Annotated in this window: 18 protein-coding genes; 8 read left to right on the forward strand and 10 right to left on the reverse strand. The window is 67.5% G+C overall.

The features are described 5' to 3' along the window. The first annotated feature begins 12 nt into the window (after positions 1-12). Positions 13-246 (forward strand): hypothetical protein, encoded by a 234-nt coding sequence (locus VI123_RS07960; protein WP_336337524.1) that lies wholly within the window; start codon positions 13-15, stop codon positions 244-246. 42 nt (positions 247-288) lie between these two features. Next, positions 289-606: a DUF5783 family protein gene (locus VI123_RS07965; RefSeq protein ID WP_336337525.1), complete on the forward strand. Its 318-nt coding sequence runs from the start codon at positions 289-291 to the stop codon at positions 604-606. A gap of 48 nt (positions 607-654) precedes the next feature. Here the strand turns inward: VI123_RS07965 and VI123_RS07970 are convergent, their stop codons facing one another. Next, positions 655-1,710, reverse strand: a complete 1,056-nt coding sequence (locus VI123_RS07970) for a DUF4350 domain-containing protein (RefSeq protein ID WP_336337526.1) — start codon at positions 1,708-1,710, stop codon at positions 655-657. A gap of 1 nt (position 1,711) precedes the next feature. Continuing rightward, positions 1,712-2,638, reverse strand: a complete 927-nt coding sequence (locus VI123_RS07975; protein ID WP_336337527.1) for a S49 family peptidase — start codon at positions 2,636-2,638, stop codon at positions 1,712-1,714. Positions 2,639-2,761: 123 nt separating this feature from the next. On the opposite strand from VI123_RS07975, the gene VI123_RS07980 reads away from it, so the two are divergent. Further along, the gene (locus VI123_RS07980; RefSeq protein ID WP_336337528.1) at positions 2,762-4,741 is read left to right on the forward strand and encodes a heme-binding protein; all 1,980 of its coding nucleotides are present in this window, start codon (positions 2,762-2,764) and stop codon (positions 4,739-4,741) included. Positions 4,742-4,756: 15 nt separating this feature from the next. Here VI123_RS07980 and VI123_RS07985 read toward each other — a convergent pair whose 3' ends face one another. From VI123_RS07985 to VI123_RS08010, 6 genes are all read right to left on the reverse strand, one after another. After that, positions 4,757-5,515 (reverse strand): class I SAM-dependent methyltransferase, encoded by a 759-nt coding sequence (locus VI123_RS07985; protein WP_336337529.1) that lies wholly within the window; start codon positions 5,513-5,515, stop codon positions 4,757-4,759. A gap of 48 nt (positions 5,516-5,563) precedes the next feature. Beyond that, the gene (sufU, locus tag VI123_RS07990) at positions 5,564-5,992 is read right to left on the reverse strand and encodes a Fe-S cluster assembly sulfur transfer protein SufU (RefSeq protein ID WP_336337530.1); all 429 of its coding nucleotides are present in this window, start codon (positions 5,990-5,992) and stop codon (positions 5,564-5,566) included. A gap of 320 nt (positions 5,993-6,312) precedes the next feature. Next, complete coding sequence (locus VI123_RS07995) at positions 6,313-7,560, reverse strand: aminotransferase class V-fold PLP-dependent enzyme (protein WP_336337531.1); 1,248 nt, start codon at positions 7,558-7,560, stop codon at positions 6,313-6,315. Positions 7,561-7,604: 44 nt separating this feature from the next. Beyond that, complete coding sequence (locus VI123_RS08000) at positions 7,605-8,069, reverse strand: hypothetical protein (RefSeq protein ID WP_336337532.1); 465 nt, start codon at positions 8,067-8,069, stop codon at positions 7,605-7,607. A gap of 52 nt (positions 8,070-8,121) precedes the next feature. Then, positions 8,122-8,412: a DUF424 domain-containing protein gene (locus VI123_RS08005; RefSeq protein ID WP_336337533.1), complete on the reverse strand. Its 291-nt coding sequence runs from the start codon at positions 8,410-8,412 to the stop codon at positions 8,122-8,124. Next, on the reverse strand, positions 8,409-9,137 hold the full coding sequence (locus VI123_RS08010; RefSeq protein WP_336337534.1) for a tetratricopeptide repeat protein: 729 nt from the start codon (positions 9,135-9,137) through the stop codon (positions 8,409-8,411). Before VI123_RS08010 ends, VI123_RS08005 begins: the two co-directional genes overlap by 4 nt. 164 nt (positions 9,138-9,301) lie before the next feature. Between VI123_RS08010 and thpR the strand changes: the two genes are divergently transcribed. Together thpR and VI123_RS08020 are read left to right on the forward strand one after the other, a co-directional pair. Next, the gene (gene thpR / locus VI123_RS08015; RefSeq protein ID WP_336337535.1) at positions 9,302-9,865 is read left to right on the forward strand and encodes an RNA 2',3'-cyclic phosphodiesterase; all 564 of its coding nucleotides are present in this window, start codon (positions 9,302-9,304) and stop codon (positions 9,863-9,865) included. Between the two features lie 263 nt (positions 9,866-10,128). Further along, complete coding sequence (locus VI123_RS08020; protein WP_336337536.1) at positions 10,129-10,941, forward strand: ZIP family metal transporter; 813 nt, start codon at positions 10,129-10,131, stop codon at positions 10,939-10,941. Here VI123_RS08020 and VI123_RS08025 read toward each other — a convergent pair. Next, positions 10,938-11,453, reverse strand: a complete 516-nt coding sequence (locus VI123_RS08025) for a twin-arginine translocation signal domain-containing protein (RefSeq protein ID WP_336337537.1) — start codon at positions 11,451-11,453, stop codon at positions 10,938-10,940. The two genes, VI123_RS08020 and VI123_RS08025, sit on opposite strands and share 4 nt — an antisense overlap. 123 nt (positions 11,454-11,576) lie before the next feature. On the opposite strand from VI123_RS08025, the gene VI123_RS08030 reads away from it, so the two are divergent. Genes VI123_RS08030 through VI123_RS08040 form a run of 3 tightly spaced genes read left to right on the forward strand, consistent with a single transcriptional unit; the run spans position 11,577 to position 12,675 of the window. After that, positions 11,577-11,729: a 50S ribosomal protein L39e gene (locus tag VI123_RS08030; protein ID WP_004518346.1), complete on the forward strand. Its 153-nt coding sequence runs from the start codon at positions 11,577-11,579 to the stop codon at positions 11,727-11,729. Then, entirely contained in the window at positions 11,729-12,007 is a 279-nt protein-coding gene (locus VI123_RS08035) for a 50S ribosomal protein L31e (protein ID WP_336337538.1), read from the forward strand. The genes VI123_RS08030 and VI123_RS08035 overlap by 1 nt, the downstream gene beginning before the upstream one ends. Positions 12,008-12,009: 2 nt before the next feature. Further along, a complete protein-coding gene (locus tag VI123_RS08040) occupies positions 12,010-12,675 on the forward strand; it encodes a translation initiation factor IF-6 (RefSeq protein ID WP_336337539.1) in 666 nt (221 codons plus the stop codon). A 12-nt stretch (positions 12,676-12,687) separates the two neighbouring features. On the opposite strand, the gene VI123_RS08045 is transcribed toward VI123_RS08040, so the two are convergent. Continuing rightward, a complete protein-coding gene (locus tag VI123_RS08045) occupies positions 12,688-12,852 on the reverse strand; it encodes a hypothetical protein (RefSeq protein WP_336337540.1) in 165 nt (54 codons plus the stop codon). Positions 12,853-12,929: the final 77 nt, after the last annotated feature.

The following is a 12,929-nucleotide window of genomic DNA, read 5'->3' on the forward strand; positions in this document are numbered from 1 at the left end:
GAACACTCCACGATGGACTCCCGGGGCCTGTTCGACCTCGTGCTCGTCGTCGTCGCCGGCCTGCTGGCCTACACCGAGACGTTCGGCTTCGCGAACCCGCGGACGACACTGGAAGAGATACTCGCGGCCGTCGCCGGCCTTGACGTCCGCGTCTTCCTCGTCCTGGGCGGCATCTTCGGTATCTGCTTCGTCGCGTACCTCACCATGTACCTCCCGCAGAAGGACGCACGGTCGATACAACGCTGAACATCGGGTCATCTTTATCCCCAGCCCCGCACGGTTCTGGCAATGACCGAGTTCGACCCCGAGAAGTTCGAGGACAAGTACGCGAACTACTTCCCGGAGCTCCAGAAGGCCTACAAGAACGCCTTCGAGCGGATGAACGACGCGTACGACTCCGAACTGGTCCACGCCATCGACCAGCAAATCCTCAACGAGTCCGAGCCGTTCTACGAGGACGGGGCCTTCACCGTCGAACTGCCGGATGACCCGACCGAGCGGCTCTCGGCGGTCATCGTCGACGACGAGAAACTCGACGCCGTCCTCGCCGAGTACGTCGACGAGATAGAGCGCGAACTGCGCCGCGTGTTCGACGTCGACGACTGACCGCGTTCGCCGCGGTTCGGGGCTTCCGGCGGAACGCCCGTAGACGCCCTACTCGTCGGGCGTCTCGGTCGGCTCGGGCGTCGACTCCGGAACGGTGGGCGGGACGCCGCCACCGCCCGTGCCGGCACCGGGGAACGCGCTGCCGGGACCGGACGCGCCGGCCTCCTGGGGCTGTGGCGCGTCGGCGGGCGATTTCTCGCCCGACACGAGGAAATCGAGCAGGTTCCCGACCAGTCGCTCGTTGTCGGCCCGGTAGAGGAACTCCTGTGTGAGGACGTTCGTGTCACCGACGGCGACGACGTTGCCCGAGCGGGCGACAACGCCGTAAGTGTCCTGTCGCCGGGTCTGTGACAGCGTCGTCCGTTCTGTCGCCGTGACGACGGCCTCGCCGCCCTGGACGGGCACGGCGGCGTAGAAGACCGTCCGGTCGACCCCCTCCGTCAGCGCCGTCTCGCTCGCGGGCGTCGCGGGGACGCTCCGGTAGTTGGTGTCGTACTCGTGCATGTTGTACAGGTAGCCGTTCCCGTACGCGAGGCCGTACTGGCTCGTCAGCGGGGCCATCGGTTTGGTCACGCTGTCGGTGCCGACCGGGCTGAGAAGGCCCAGTCCGGCGGTGCTCGCCTGGGACGGCTCGTTCAGCAGGAGGACGCGTCCGCCGGCGTCGCTGAATGCGGCCAGGCCGTTCAGCTCGCTCTCCGTGTAGCGTTGCTCCGCGCCGAGGACGACGAAGGCGTCGGCCGAACGGAGCGACGCGTTGAGTGGACGCCCGTTCTGTCGCTCGCCGACGTGGTACCGCACCGTCGCGCCGTTCTCGGTCAGCGTCGACACGAGCGGCGTGAGCGCCTCGCGGTCGATACTCCCGGCGTGGGCCACGTCGATGACGACGACCTGCCCGGACGCGTCGGCCGACATCGAGAGGTCGCCGCTCTCGGCCGGCGGGGTCGCGACGGCTCCGTCGCTGTTGAACGACGCGGCGTCTACCTGGGCCACGTCGGGGGCCGGCTGCCCGCCGCCGCCGCCCACCGCGACGGTCCCGACCAGCACCGCGAGCGCGACGACAGCGGCGAAAAAGCCCGCACGGGCGAGCGCACTCTGGCCCGCCATCTCAGGCCCCTCCCGTCGCGGTGGTGTTAGCGACGACCCGCTGGTCCTCCGGCGTGCCGTATATCATGAGGAAGTGGACCGAATCGACGCCGCGGAAGGTGTACGGTGCGCCGTCGGCGGCGACAGCCGCGCTCCCGTCGGCTCCACTTCCCCCGCTGAGGACGAGCAGTCCCTGCGCGCTCGCGGGATTGTGATACACCACCTGGTACTCCGAGAGGCCGGCGGCGTCGGCCGCGCCGGCTATCGCGGCTTCGAGCCCGCCGACCTCGTCGGCGTAGCCGGTCTGGACCGCGCGACCGCCGTTGTAGACGGACGCCTCGGCGACGGTCTCCCGGGAGACTTCGAGCCTGTCGCCGCGTTCGGTCATGACCGCGCCGACGAAGGAGCGTTTCATCGATTCCAGGCTGGCGAAGTACTCGTCGCGCGTCATCCCCTGGTGGGCCTTGTCGGGCCCGGTCGTGGCGGCGGAACTCAGGCCGTCGCTGGGCGCGGTGCCGATGACGCCGACGTGGCCGACGATGCTGGCCGGCGTCACGTAGATGCGGTCGCTCGGGACCGCGGTGTAGTACGCGCCGGAGGCGGCGTACTGGTCGACGCTCGTGTACACCGGCTTCTCCGCCGCGAGCCGCTTGACGGCCAGATACATCGACTCGCTGGAGGCGGCGCTGCCGCCCGGACTGGACACCCGGAGGACGACCGCTTCAACCGATTCGTTGCCCCGGAGTTCCCGCAGCGTCTGTATCGTGTCCTGCGAACTGGCGCTGGTTATCGTTTCGTCGATGTTCACCACAGCGACGTACTGTTCGTCGCCCTCGGCGACCGCCGCCGCGTACGGCACGACGGCGGCACCGACGAGCACCGCGATGACCGCGAGTACCGTGTACGACTGGAGGGCCGTTGCCACCCGTCTATCGATTGGGTTGTTCATGCGACAACACGGGTCCGCTGACACGTCGGCGTAATAAAATCACAGTCCGAACTACTGGCCCGGAAGTCGCCCCGCCGGAGCGACATGGGAAGTTTCCTTACTATCGACCTGCAACCGGCGACTATGGACCAACGAAAGCCGCCAGCCACCGAAGAGGGCTGGTACGCGCTGCACGACTGCCGGAGCATCGACTGGGACGCCTGGCGCGAGGCCCCCCAGCGAGTCCGCGACCGTGCACTCTCGGAGGGGATTGGCTTCCTCGACGCCTACGAGGCCGTCGAGGACGCCGAGGAGGGCCAGACGGCGGTGTACACCGTCATGGGCCACAAGGCCGACATCATGATTCTCCACCTGCGGCCGACGATGAGCGACCTCGATGCGGCCGAACGGCACTTCGAGCAGACGGAGTTCGCTGCCTTCACCGAGCAGGAGTTCTCCTACGTCTCCGTGACGGAGGCGTCGGGCTACACCGAGAAGTCCCGCGAGTACTTCGAGGGCGAGGTCGACGACGACTCCGGGCTGGCACAGTACATCCAGGCCCGGCTCCACCCCGACGTGCCCGACGAGGAGTTCGTCTGCTTCTACCCGATGAGCAAGCGCCGCCAGCCCGACCAGAACTGGTACGACACGTCCTTCGAGGAGCGGGCGGCCCACATCAAGCGCCACGGCGACATCGGCCGCGGCTACGGCAGCGAGGTGAGCCAGATGATAGCCGGCTCCATCGGCTTCGACGACTGGGAGTGGGGCATCACGCTCTGGAGCGACGACATGCGCAACATCAAGGAGTTGCTGACCGAGATGCGCTTCGACCCTTCGACCTCGCAGTTCGCGGAGTTCGGCCCCTTCTACGTCGGGCGGCGGTTCGACCCCGCCGACCTGCCGGCCGTCCTCGCCGGCCAGCGGGTCCCGACCGACGACGAGTCGGCCCCCGAGACGCCGGCGGACGTCGCGGGCCACGACCACCCGGCCGGGGCCGGCGCGAGTCACGGCCACGCCGGGGACTCGGCCGCGAGCGACGCGGAGGCGACACACGGCGGCGACACCGGCGGCCACGGCGGTGCCCATCCGGGCAGTGCGGGCGAGGGCGACCATCCCCACTCCGAGGCGTCGGCCGACGATGACGACTCGGGGTCGTCGGGTAGCTCGGGCGGCCGGCCGGACGTCTCGGCCGACTTCGAGGAGGTCGACGACGCCGAACAGCGGCTCGGCCGACTGGGGCTCCACGAGGGCGAGGCGTACGACGCCGGCGACTACGCGCTGGTGTTTCACTCGTCGGCGGACGCGGAGGACATCGTCGACGACGTCTCGGACCTCGAGAGCAGCTTCGACCACTACGACCGCCACGTCCGGACGGCCGTGCGCGCCGACAGCGGCCAGACCTACGTCGTCAGCATCTGGACGGCGAAAGACGCCGCCGAGACAGCAGCCGGGTTCCTGAAAGACATCGACGGCGTCGAAGAGCAACTCGGCGGTCCGCTCGGCGAGGCCGACGACGGCGAAGACGACCCCCAGACCGCCGAGTCCTCGCAGTCCATCCGCGAGACGCTCGAATCGGCGGGTGTCTACGCCGGCCAGCCACACGGCGAGGACGTGTACGCGCTGGTCGTCTACTCCGAGGCCGACGCCGAGACGCTCGATTCGGAGGTCGCGGACCTCCGGAGCGCGTTCGAGCGCTACGACACGCACGTCCGGACCACGGTGTACGGCGACGGCGACCTCGCGGCCGTCGCGTCGCTGTGGGACACCGAGGACGCCGCGGGGACCGCCAGCGACTACCTCACCGACCTGCCCGGCGTCGTCGGCCGCCACGGCGAGGGCGACGGGTTCGGGACGATGGGGATGTTCTACACGGTCAAGCCCGAATACCGCGAGGACTTCGTCGAGAAGTTCGACACCGTCGGCGGCCTGCTCGAAGGGATGGACGGCCACCGCGAGACCTCGCTGCTTTTCAACCACGACGACGAGAACGACATGTTCATCGCGAGCCAGTGGGATTCGCGGGAGGACGCGATGGCCTTCTTCCGCTCGGACGACTTCTCGGAGACGGTCGACTGGGGCCGGGACGTGCTGGCCGACCGGCCGCGGCACGTGTTCCTGGCCTGAACCGCGGGCCGGCTGTTACCGGTCGGCGACGAACCGGAGCCGCCGGTAGTCGGCAACCCAGCTGTCGCCGTCGTACAGGGTCGGCCGGAGCCGCTCCTCGACGGCCGACAGCACCGCGTCCCGCTCGGCGTCGTCGACAGCGGCGAAGAACTCGTCGCCGAACATCCCGAGCCAGTTCCGGAGCCCGTCCTCGCCCCCGTCCAGCGGCGTCGGCCGGTCGAACAGCCGTGCGAGCCGTAGTTCGAGGCCGTGGCCCTCGACCCGCGGCGCGTACTCGCCGATGCTCGGGAAGTACCACGGGTGGGCGGCGTCGTACCCGCGGGCGTCGAGTTCGGCGCCGACCGCGTCGGTTATCGCCGCCACGTTGTCCGCCCCGCCGAACTCAGCGACGAACCGGCCGGTCCCGGTCAGCGCGTCGGCGACCGTCGACAGCACCGCGTCGTGGTCCGGGCCGGGAATCCAGTGCAGCGCCGCGTTCGAAAACACTGCGTCGAACGGCCGCTCGGCGGCGTAGGACCGCACGTCCACCCGCTCGAACGTGAGGTCCGGATAGGCCTCCCGGGCCCGCGTGACCATCTCCGGCGACGCGTCGATACCGACCACTTCGGCACCTCTGTCCGCGATTTCCGCCGTCAGGTGGCCGGTGCCACAGCCGACGTCCAGCACCCGCTCGCCCGGCTGTGGGTCCAGCAGGTCGACGACCGACTGGCCGTGCTCGTGGACGAAGCCGTGGCCCTCGTCGTAGTCGTCGGGGTCCCAGTCGTTGCCTGTCATGCACTGAGTGACTGTCGACGTGGGACAAAAGGATGCCGCCGGTGAGCCTCAGTCGTCGTCCTCGGTGGTCGTCCGGTCGATGTCCTTCTCGCCGAAGTAAATCTCCGCCCCGTCCTGTGCCACCTTCTCGGCGAGGACGGCGCATTTCACCCGCATCGGTGAGATGTCGACGCCGAGCATCTCCGTGATGTCGTCGCGGTCCATCGCCTGCAGGTCCTCGATTGCCATCCCCGCAAGCTCCTGTGAGAGCATCGACGCGGAGGCCTGTGAGATGGCACAGCCGTCGCCCTGGAAGGCGACCCGCTCGATGGTCTCCTCGCTGTCGTCGAGGACGACGTCCATTCGTATCTCGTCGCCGCACATCGGGTTCTCGCCGACGTGGGTGAACGTGGCGTCCTCGATTTCCCCGTAGTTCCGGGGGTTCTTGTAGTGGTCGAGGATTTGCTGCCGGTACATGTCCGAGCCACCGATACCCATAATTGAACTACGATACGGCTGTCAGTCGGAAAAGGCTTCCGAGCCACCTTTTTCCACGGGGGCATCGCGCTCGTCAGGGGCGAACGCTCAACCCCCGTAGAAAACGTGGGCGAAAAAGGTGGGATCTCACTCCGTTCGGTCCCAGAGAGACGATTACGCGAACAGCTGCCGGGCGTCGTCGATGGCCGAAACGAGCTTGTCCACTTCCTCGCGCGTATCGCGAGACCACCTTTTTCATCGTTGGGTCGCCTGTGGCGACCACGCCTCGAAAAACGTGGGCGAAAAAGGTGGGACCTCACTCCGTTCGGTCCCAGAGACGATTACGCGAACAGCTGCCGGGCGTCGTCGATGGCCGAAACGAGCTTGTCCACTTCCTCGCGCGTGTTGTAGATATAGAAGGAGGCCCGCGCGGAGGCGGGGACGCCCATCTTGTCGTGCAGCGGCTGGGTGCAGTGGTCGCCGGCCCGGATGGCGACGGCGGAGTCGTTGAGAATCGAGGAGAGGTCGTGGGCGTGGACCGAATCGAGGTTGAACGCGACCAGGCCGCCCCGTGCCGTCCCCGCGGGCGGGCCGTAGGTCTCCACGTCGCCCTCGTCCTGGAGCCGTTCCAGTGCGTACTCGGCGAGCTGTTCCTCGTGGCGCTGAATCCGCTCCATCCCGATGTCGTCGAGGTAGTCACAGGCCTCCGCCAGCGCGATGCCCTGGCAAATGACCGGCGTGCCGGCTTCGAACTTCCACGGGAGGTCGTTCCAGGTGGCGTCCTCGAAGGTGACCTTCTGTATCATCTCGCCGCCGTAGAGGTACGGCTCCATCTCCTCTAAGAGGTGTTTCTTGCCGTAGAGGACGCCGATACCGGTCGGGCCGGCCATCTTGTGGCCGGAGAATGCCAGGAAGTCGGCGTCGATGGCCTCCACGTCGACCGGGCGGTTCGGGACCGACTGCGCGCCGTCGACGAAGATGTAGGCGTCGTGGTCGTGGGTGATGTCCGCAAGCTCCGAGACGGGGTTGACCGTCCCGAGCGTGTTCGAGACGTGGACGACGCTGACCATCGCGGTGTCGTCGGTGATGATTTCCCGCGCGTGGTCCATGTCGAGCGTGCCGTCCTCGTCGACGCTGATGTAGCGGCAGGTCGCACCGGTCTTCTTGGCGATTTGCTGCCAGGTCACCAGCGAGGCGTGGTGTTCCATCTCCGTGAGCACGACCTCGTCCTCGGGGCCGAGTTCGTTCAGGCCCCAGGCGTAGGCGACGAGATTCTCGCTCTCCGTGGTGTTCTTCGTGAAGATGATTTCCTCGCGTTCGCCCGACGCGCCGACGAACTCGGCGACGCGGTCGTGGGCGTCCTCGTAGGCGACGCTGGCCTCCTGGCTGAGCTGGTGAAGCCCGCGGTGGACGTTGGCGTTCGTCGTCCGGTAGTAGTCGGCGATGGTCTCGACGACCGGCTCGGGCGTCTGCGTGGTGGCCGCGTTGTCGAGGTACACCACCTGCTCGCCGTCGAACTCGCGTTGGAGGATGGGGAAGTCCTCGCGGATGCGTCCCACGTCCAGGAGTTCGGATTCAGAGTGTCCCATTACCTCCAGACAGGGACTCGACAGGCAACATTCCTTCGGTTCACCTAGAACTCTGTGTCCCCCTCGCCCGACTCGGCCGCGGCGGCCATCGCGTGCTGTTCGCGGTACGTCTCCAGCAGGTAGTTGTCCCAGACGAGGTCACAGAGGACGTGGGCGTACAGGACGAGGGCGGTAAACAGCGCCAGCGGTTCGGAGACGAGCCAGAGGGCGCCGACCGCGACGCCGCCGATGAGATGGTGGCTGAGGAGTCGCTGGAGCGGCCAGAGGTCCTGCGGGTCGAATATCTCGTCTTGGCCGCTGACGACGAGCCGCGGAGTCCGGAGACAGCGCCGGAGCGCGGCCCAGTCCCCGGTCTCCAGTCGAGCCACGGCGAAGTGGTCGATATCGATGGCGACGCCGACGACGACCGCGTAACCGACGGCGGCCCACCACGGCAGCGGGACCGGCAGGACGGCGAGGCCGGCGGCTCCGACGGCCGCCGAGACGAGCGCGTGCTCTCGGGAGTACATACGCGTCTGTCGGCGGGCGTGTGCAAAGACTGTCGGGGTCACGCGGGCCCGGCTACATCCAGAGCAGCTGCGCGTGGCGCGTCTCGCCCAGGTCGAGGACGTTCTCCTCGTCGACGAAGCCGTGGTCGACGGCGACGCCGACGGCGTCGTCGCCGACGATGTTGGCGACCGAACAGCGGGCGAGGCTGTCGACGATTTCGTCCTCCGTGGCCGACTGACCGCCGTAGAACTCCTCGTCGACGGTCAGGGACACGGGGCCGTTCTCGAAGGTCTCCCCCATGATGTCCGGGTCACAGACCGAGACGAGCAACCCTTCGTCTGTGTCGCGCTCGTTGAGTATCATTCGAGCAGCTGCTGTTCGGCCTCTTCGCGCATCTCGTCGACTTCCTCGGCCAGTTCCTCGGCGCGGTCGAACTCGCCTATCTCTTCGAGTGCGCGGGCCTTCTCTTCGAGCACGTCGGCGTTCCGGAAGCCCAGGCGGACGGCGTTGTCGAACGCTTCGATGGCGTCCTCGGCCAGCCCGCGCTCCAGCAGGAAGAAGCCGCGGTTGTACCAGCCCTCGCCGAAGCGGGGGTCGATTTCGACGGCGCGCTCGGCGTGTTCGAGCGCCTGCTCGGAGCGACCGGACTGCCAGAGCGCGTACGCGAGGTTCGTCTCCGCCGTGGCGGCGTGGTCGGACTCCTCGTCGAAGTTGAGCGCCTCCTTGTACGCGCCGATGGCGGCGTCCCACTCTTCGAGCTCCGCGTGGGCCGCGCCCTTGTTCGTCCAGGCCTCCTGCTCGAGCCGCTCGTCGTCCGTGTACTGAGCGACTCGCTCGAAGGTCTCGGCGGCCTGTTCGTGGCGGTTGATGTGCATGTACTCCAGGCCGACGTCGAGCAACTGCTCGGGGTCGACGGCGTCGGAGGAGACGTTCCGCTGGTCCAGCAGGTCGGTGACGACACGGGAGTCGACGGGGTCGACCTTGTCCGGGTCCACCTCGAACTCCGGGGGTTCGAGGTCGAACCCCTCGTAGGGGTCGTCGAACCCCTGGCCCTCGGAGAAAGAGTGGTCGTCGTCGTGGTCTGTCATACCTCCTGATTGACGGCCAATCCGGTTAAGGGCTACGTCCACGGCTCGCCAGGATGTGGGTGGCCTGTGGCGGGATTTCGGGGTGCGCCCGTCTGCCGATGCTGGACGCGTCTCCATCTCGGTTGCCCGGTGCTTTCTTGCCGACCGGCCGGGAACGCCCGGCCATGTCCAAGCGCCTGTTCGTCAGCGTCGACCTCGACGGGCTCGGGGACGCTGTGGCGGCCGTTCAGGACCGCTTCGACGGCGTGCCCGGTCTCCGGCTGACCGACCCCGAACAAGCCCACGTCACGCTGCAGTTCCTCGGCGACACCGACCCGGCCCGCGTCGACGACGTCGTCGCCGCCCTCGAAACCGCGGTCGACGACAGCGGCGTCACCCCGTTCGTGGCCGAGTTCGGCGGGCTGGGCGTCTTCCCGTCGCTGTCCTACATCAGCGTGGTCTGGGTCGGCGTCCGCGAGGGTCGGGGGGACACGGAACTGACCGCGCTGCACGAGGCCGTCGAGGCCCGGACCGTCGAGCTGGGGTTCGACCCCGCTGACCACGCGTTCACGCCCCACGCGACCGTCGCCAGGATGGACCACGCCGGCGGCAAGGAGACGGTACAGGACGCCGTCGAGAACGGCGACCCCGACGTGGGCCGCCTGCGAGTCGCGGCAATCAGACTCAAGGAGAGCGAACTGGGGCCCGACGGGCCGACGTACCGGACCATCGCGTCGGTGCCGCTGTGAGCGCGAGCCACCGGGCGGTCCGGGCCGATGCGTGGCGACGCACCGGACACGGACCGTGTCACGACCCCGCGGGCGGTGCGAGTGCCGCACGAACACCGCATATTATTCTGAAACTGATACTAACGACGATATAAGAGGCCGGCGGTCGCGACTGTCACATCACTGTCCAGTCTTCGAATCGGGCACACGGTCGGGTGTTTAGGCCGACCAAAACAAATCAGGTTAGTGACAATTTTTATCGGGCCGTGCGGCGTAGTTCCGGTATGGTCGCCGTCGAGAACGTTGCGTTCGTGTTCGTCGCGGGGTTGCTCACGGCGCTCGCCACCGGCCTCGGCGCGATACCGTTCTTCCTCGTCGACGAGTTCTCGGACCGGTGGAACGTCCTGCTGTGGGGGCTGGCCTCGGGTATCATGGTCGCCGCCTCGCTGTTCGGCCTCGTCCGCGAGGGGCTGGCCTACGGGTCACCGCTGCTCATGGTCCCCGGACTCGTCGCCGGCGTCGTCCTCGTCGTCGTGGCCCACCGGGCGCTGGAGGACTTCGACCACTCGCCCAAAGAGTTCGAGCGGGCCGACTTCAAGAAGCTCCTGCTGATTCTGGGGATTCTGACGGTTCATAGCTTCCCGGAGGGCGTCGCGGTCGGCGTCTCCTTCGCGGAACTGGGACTGGCGTCGACCACGCCCGACTCCGTCGTTGGCATCGCCGGCGTCTCCGTCCCGCTGCTCGCGGTGTTCATGACCGTCGCCATCTCCATCCACAACGTCCCGGAGGGGACTGCCATCGCCATCCCCCTCCGCTCGCTGGGGGTCAGCGAGTGGAAGATGGTCTGGTGGGCGGTGTTCTCCTCGCTGCCACAACCGCTCGGGGCCGTCATCGCGTACTACTTCGTCACGCTGGCGAAGGCGTTTCTCCCCTTCGGCTTCGGCTTCGCTGCCGGGGCGATGGTGTTTCTCGTGCTCACCGAGTTCGTCCCCGAGGCGCTGGAGTACGGGAACGACCTGCCGGGCGGGGGCAAGCGTGAACTCACCGCCGGCGTCGCCGTCGGCGTACTAGCTATGGTCCCGCTGGCGTTCGTCTAGAAGGGGAGCCGGTTCCGGATGACGGTGAGGTCGACGAACGCGGTCAGCGGGTCGCCGAACTCCTCGACCCGCGTCTCCATCCGGTAGTTCGAGTAGTCGACGGCGAAGAAGTACGGGCCGGGTTCGTCGAGGGCCTCCCGTGCGCCGCCGTCGTCCGTCGACGCTTCGTAGATGTCGGCTCCCTCTGGCTGGACCGCCTTCTGGCTGAACTTGGGGTTCCCCGGCGGCGTCTCGTCGGGCTCTCGCCCCTTGATGTAGGCGTCGTACCGCTCGAACTGCGAACGGTCGGTGAAGAAGTACACGCTGAACGGGGTCTCGGACTTGACGATGTAGCGAATCTCGCCGCTGGGGTCGGACACGTCCGGGATGTCTGCTCGTATCCATGCCCCCTGTGGCTCGACCCTGACGTCCCGCTGTACGCTGACGACGACCTCACCGCCACCACCCATACACCCGGTGCCGACGGCCGCCGCCCCGACACCTGCTGTCTGGAGGAATCTCCGGCGCTTCATCCATTGATAATCAGGCCACTGTGCCACTTAGTTCTACGTCCGCAGTTACAGCCGCTGATAACGCGCTGCGACCGGCTCGAAAAGGAAGGAATTTAAACCACGGCGCGGAACAAGCACCATACCATGGGTAAGAAATCGAAGGCTACGAAGAAGCGGCTGGCCAAACTCGACAACCAGAACAGTCGAGTCCCGGCCTGGGTCATGCTCAAGACGGACCGCGAGGTCCAGCGCAACCACAAACGACGCCACTGGCGGCGCAACGACACTGACGAATAATGAGCGCCAGTGACTTCGAGGAGCGTGTCGTCACCGTCCCGCTCCGAGACGCACGAGCCGAACCGAACCACAAGCGCGCGGACAAGGCGATGGTCCTCATCCGCGAGCACCTCGCCAAGCACTTCTCTGTCGACGAGAGCGCCGTCCGTCTGGACCCCTCCATCAACGAGGCGGCCTGGGCCCGCGGTCGCGCCAACACGCCGAGCAAAATCCGTGTTCGCGCCGCCCGCTTCGAGGAAGAGGGCGAAGCCATCGTCGAAGCAGAGACCGCAGAGTAACGTTGCTCCGCGCGGCTTTCTCCGGGTCGTCGTACGTGGGTGTGTTCGCCCGTGCGACCGACGACTGTGTGCTGGTTCGCCCCGACTTAGACGAATCGCTGCTCGATGACCTGAGCGACGAACTCGACGCTCCGGCCGTGCCGACGACCGTCGGCCACTCCGGGACCGTCGGCGCGCTCGCGACCGGCAACGAGAACGGGCTGGTCGTCTCCGAGCGCGTCCGGGAGACGGAAATCGAGCGGATTCAGGACGCCGTCGACGTGTCCGTCACGCGGTTGCCCGGCCGGATAAACGCCGCCGGCAACGTCGTCTGCTGTAACGACTACGGCGCGTACGTCCACCCCGACCTCTCGCGGGAGGCCGTCCAGGCAATCCGGGACGGACTGGACGTGCCAGTCGAACGCGGGGTCATCGCCGGCGTCACGACCGTCGGGACCGCCGCCGTCGCGACCAACAAGGGCGTGCTCTGCCATCCGAAGGCCACGGACGGCGAACTCGACGCCCTCGAAGACGTCCTTGACGTGCCCGCCGACATCGGGACCATCAACTACGGCGGCCCGCTCGTTGGCTCCGGGCTGGTCGCCAACGACCACGGCTACGTCTGTGGCTCGGACACGTCCGGGCCGGAACTGGGCCGTATCGACCAGGCGCTCGGGTACATCGACTGAGTTTCTCCCCGCTCAGGACGGGTGCTGGTGGCTGAGTTTCTCCGCGACCACGCCCGGAACGGGCAGCCCGCAGTCCCCACACGCCCAGGACCGGCTGGTCCCGCCACGCTCCAGCGACAGGTCCTGCCTGAACCGCAGGGTCGCACCGCACTGGCACCGGTAGGTCGTCTCGCTCATGCCCGACATACGTGCTGCCCCGGCAAATCCGTCGGGGTCGCTGACCATGATAGCTCGTGTCAAAGGATAATATAGTG

The organism is Haloarcula sp. DT43 (genome assembly GCF_037078405.1).
Classification (GTDB): Archaea; Halobacteriota; Halobacteria; order Halobacteriales; family Haloarculaceae; genus Haloarcula; species Haloarcula brevis.

Excerpts from the sequence above, each read along its gene's own strand:
- VI123_RS07960 (WP_336337524.1), top strand. The coding sequence starts at position 13 with ATGGACTCCCGGGGCCTGTTCGACCTCGTGCTCGTCGTCGTCGCCGGC.
- VI123_RS07965 (WP_336337525.1), top strand. The coding sequence starts at position 289 with ATGACCGAGTTCGACCCCGAGAAGTTCGAGGACAAGTACGCGAACTAC.
- VI123_RS07970 (WP_336337526.1), bottom strand. The coding sequence starts at position 1,710 with ATGGCGGGCCAGAGTGCGCTCGCCCGTGCGGGCTTTTTCGCCGCTGTC.
- VI123_RS07975 (WP_336337527.1), bottom strand. The coding sequence starts at position 2,638 with ATGAACAACCCAATCGATAGACGGGTGGCAACGGCCCTCCAGTCGTAC.
- VI123_RS07980 (WP_336337528.1), top strand. The coding sequence starts at position 2,762 with ATGGACCAACGAAAGCCGCCAGCCACCGAAGAGGGCTGGTACGCGCTG.
- VI123_RS07985 (WP_336337529.1), bottom strand. The coding sequence starts at position 5,515 with ATGACAGGCAACGACTGGGACCCCGACGACTACGACGAGGGCCACGGC.
- sufU (WP_336337530.1), bottom strand. The coding sequence starts at position 5,992 with ATGGGTATCGGTGGCTCGGACATGTACCGGCAGCAAATCCTCGACCAC.
- VI123_RS07995 (WP_336337531.1), bottom strand. The coding sequence starts at position 7,560 with ATGGGACACTCTGAATCCGAACTCCTGGACGTGGGACGCATCCGCGAG.
- VI123_RS08000 (WP_336337532.1), bottom strand. The coding sequence starts at position 8,069 with ATGTACTCCCGAGAGCACGCGCTCGTCTCGGCGGCCGTCGGAGCCGCC.
- VI123_RS08005 (WP_336337533.1), bottom strand. The coding sequence starts at position 8,412 with ATGATACTCAACGAGCGCGACACAGACGAAGGGTTGCTCGTCTCGGTC.
- VI123_RS08010 (WP_336337534.1), bottom strand. The coding sequence starts at position 9,137 with ATGACAGACCACGACGACGACCACTCTTTCTCCGAGGGCCAGGGGTTC.
- thpR (WP_336337535.1), top strand. The coding sequence starts at position 9,302 with ATGTCCAAGCGCCTGTTCGTCAGCGTCGACCTCGACGGGCTCGGGGAC.
- VI123_RS08020 (WP_336337536.1), top strand. The coding sequence starts at position 10,129 with ATGGTCGCCGTCGAGAACGTTGCGTTCGTGTTCGTCGCGGGGTTGCTC.
- VI123_RS08025 (WP_336337537.1), bottom strand. The coding sequence starts at position 11,453 with ATGAAGCGCCGGAGATTCCTCCAGACAGCAGGTGTCGGGGCGGCGGCC.
- VI123_RS08030 (WP_004518346.1), top strand. The coding sequence starts at position 11,577 with ATGGGTAAGAAATCGAAGGCTACGAAGAAGCGGCTGGCCAAACTCGAC.
- VI123_RS08035 (WP_336337538.1), top strand. The coding sequence starts at position 11,729 with ATGAGCGCCAGTGACTTCGAGGAGCGTGTCGTCACCGTCCCGCTCCGA.
- VI123_RS08045 (WP_336337540.1), bottom strand. The coding sequence starts at position 12,852 with ATGAGCGAGACGACCTACCGGTGCCAGTGCGGTGCGACCCTGCGGTTC.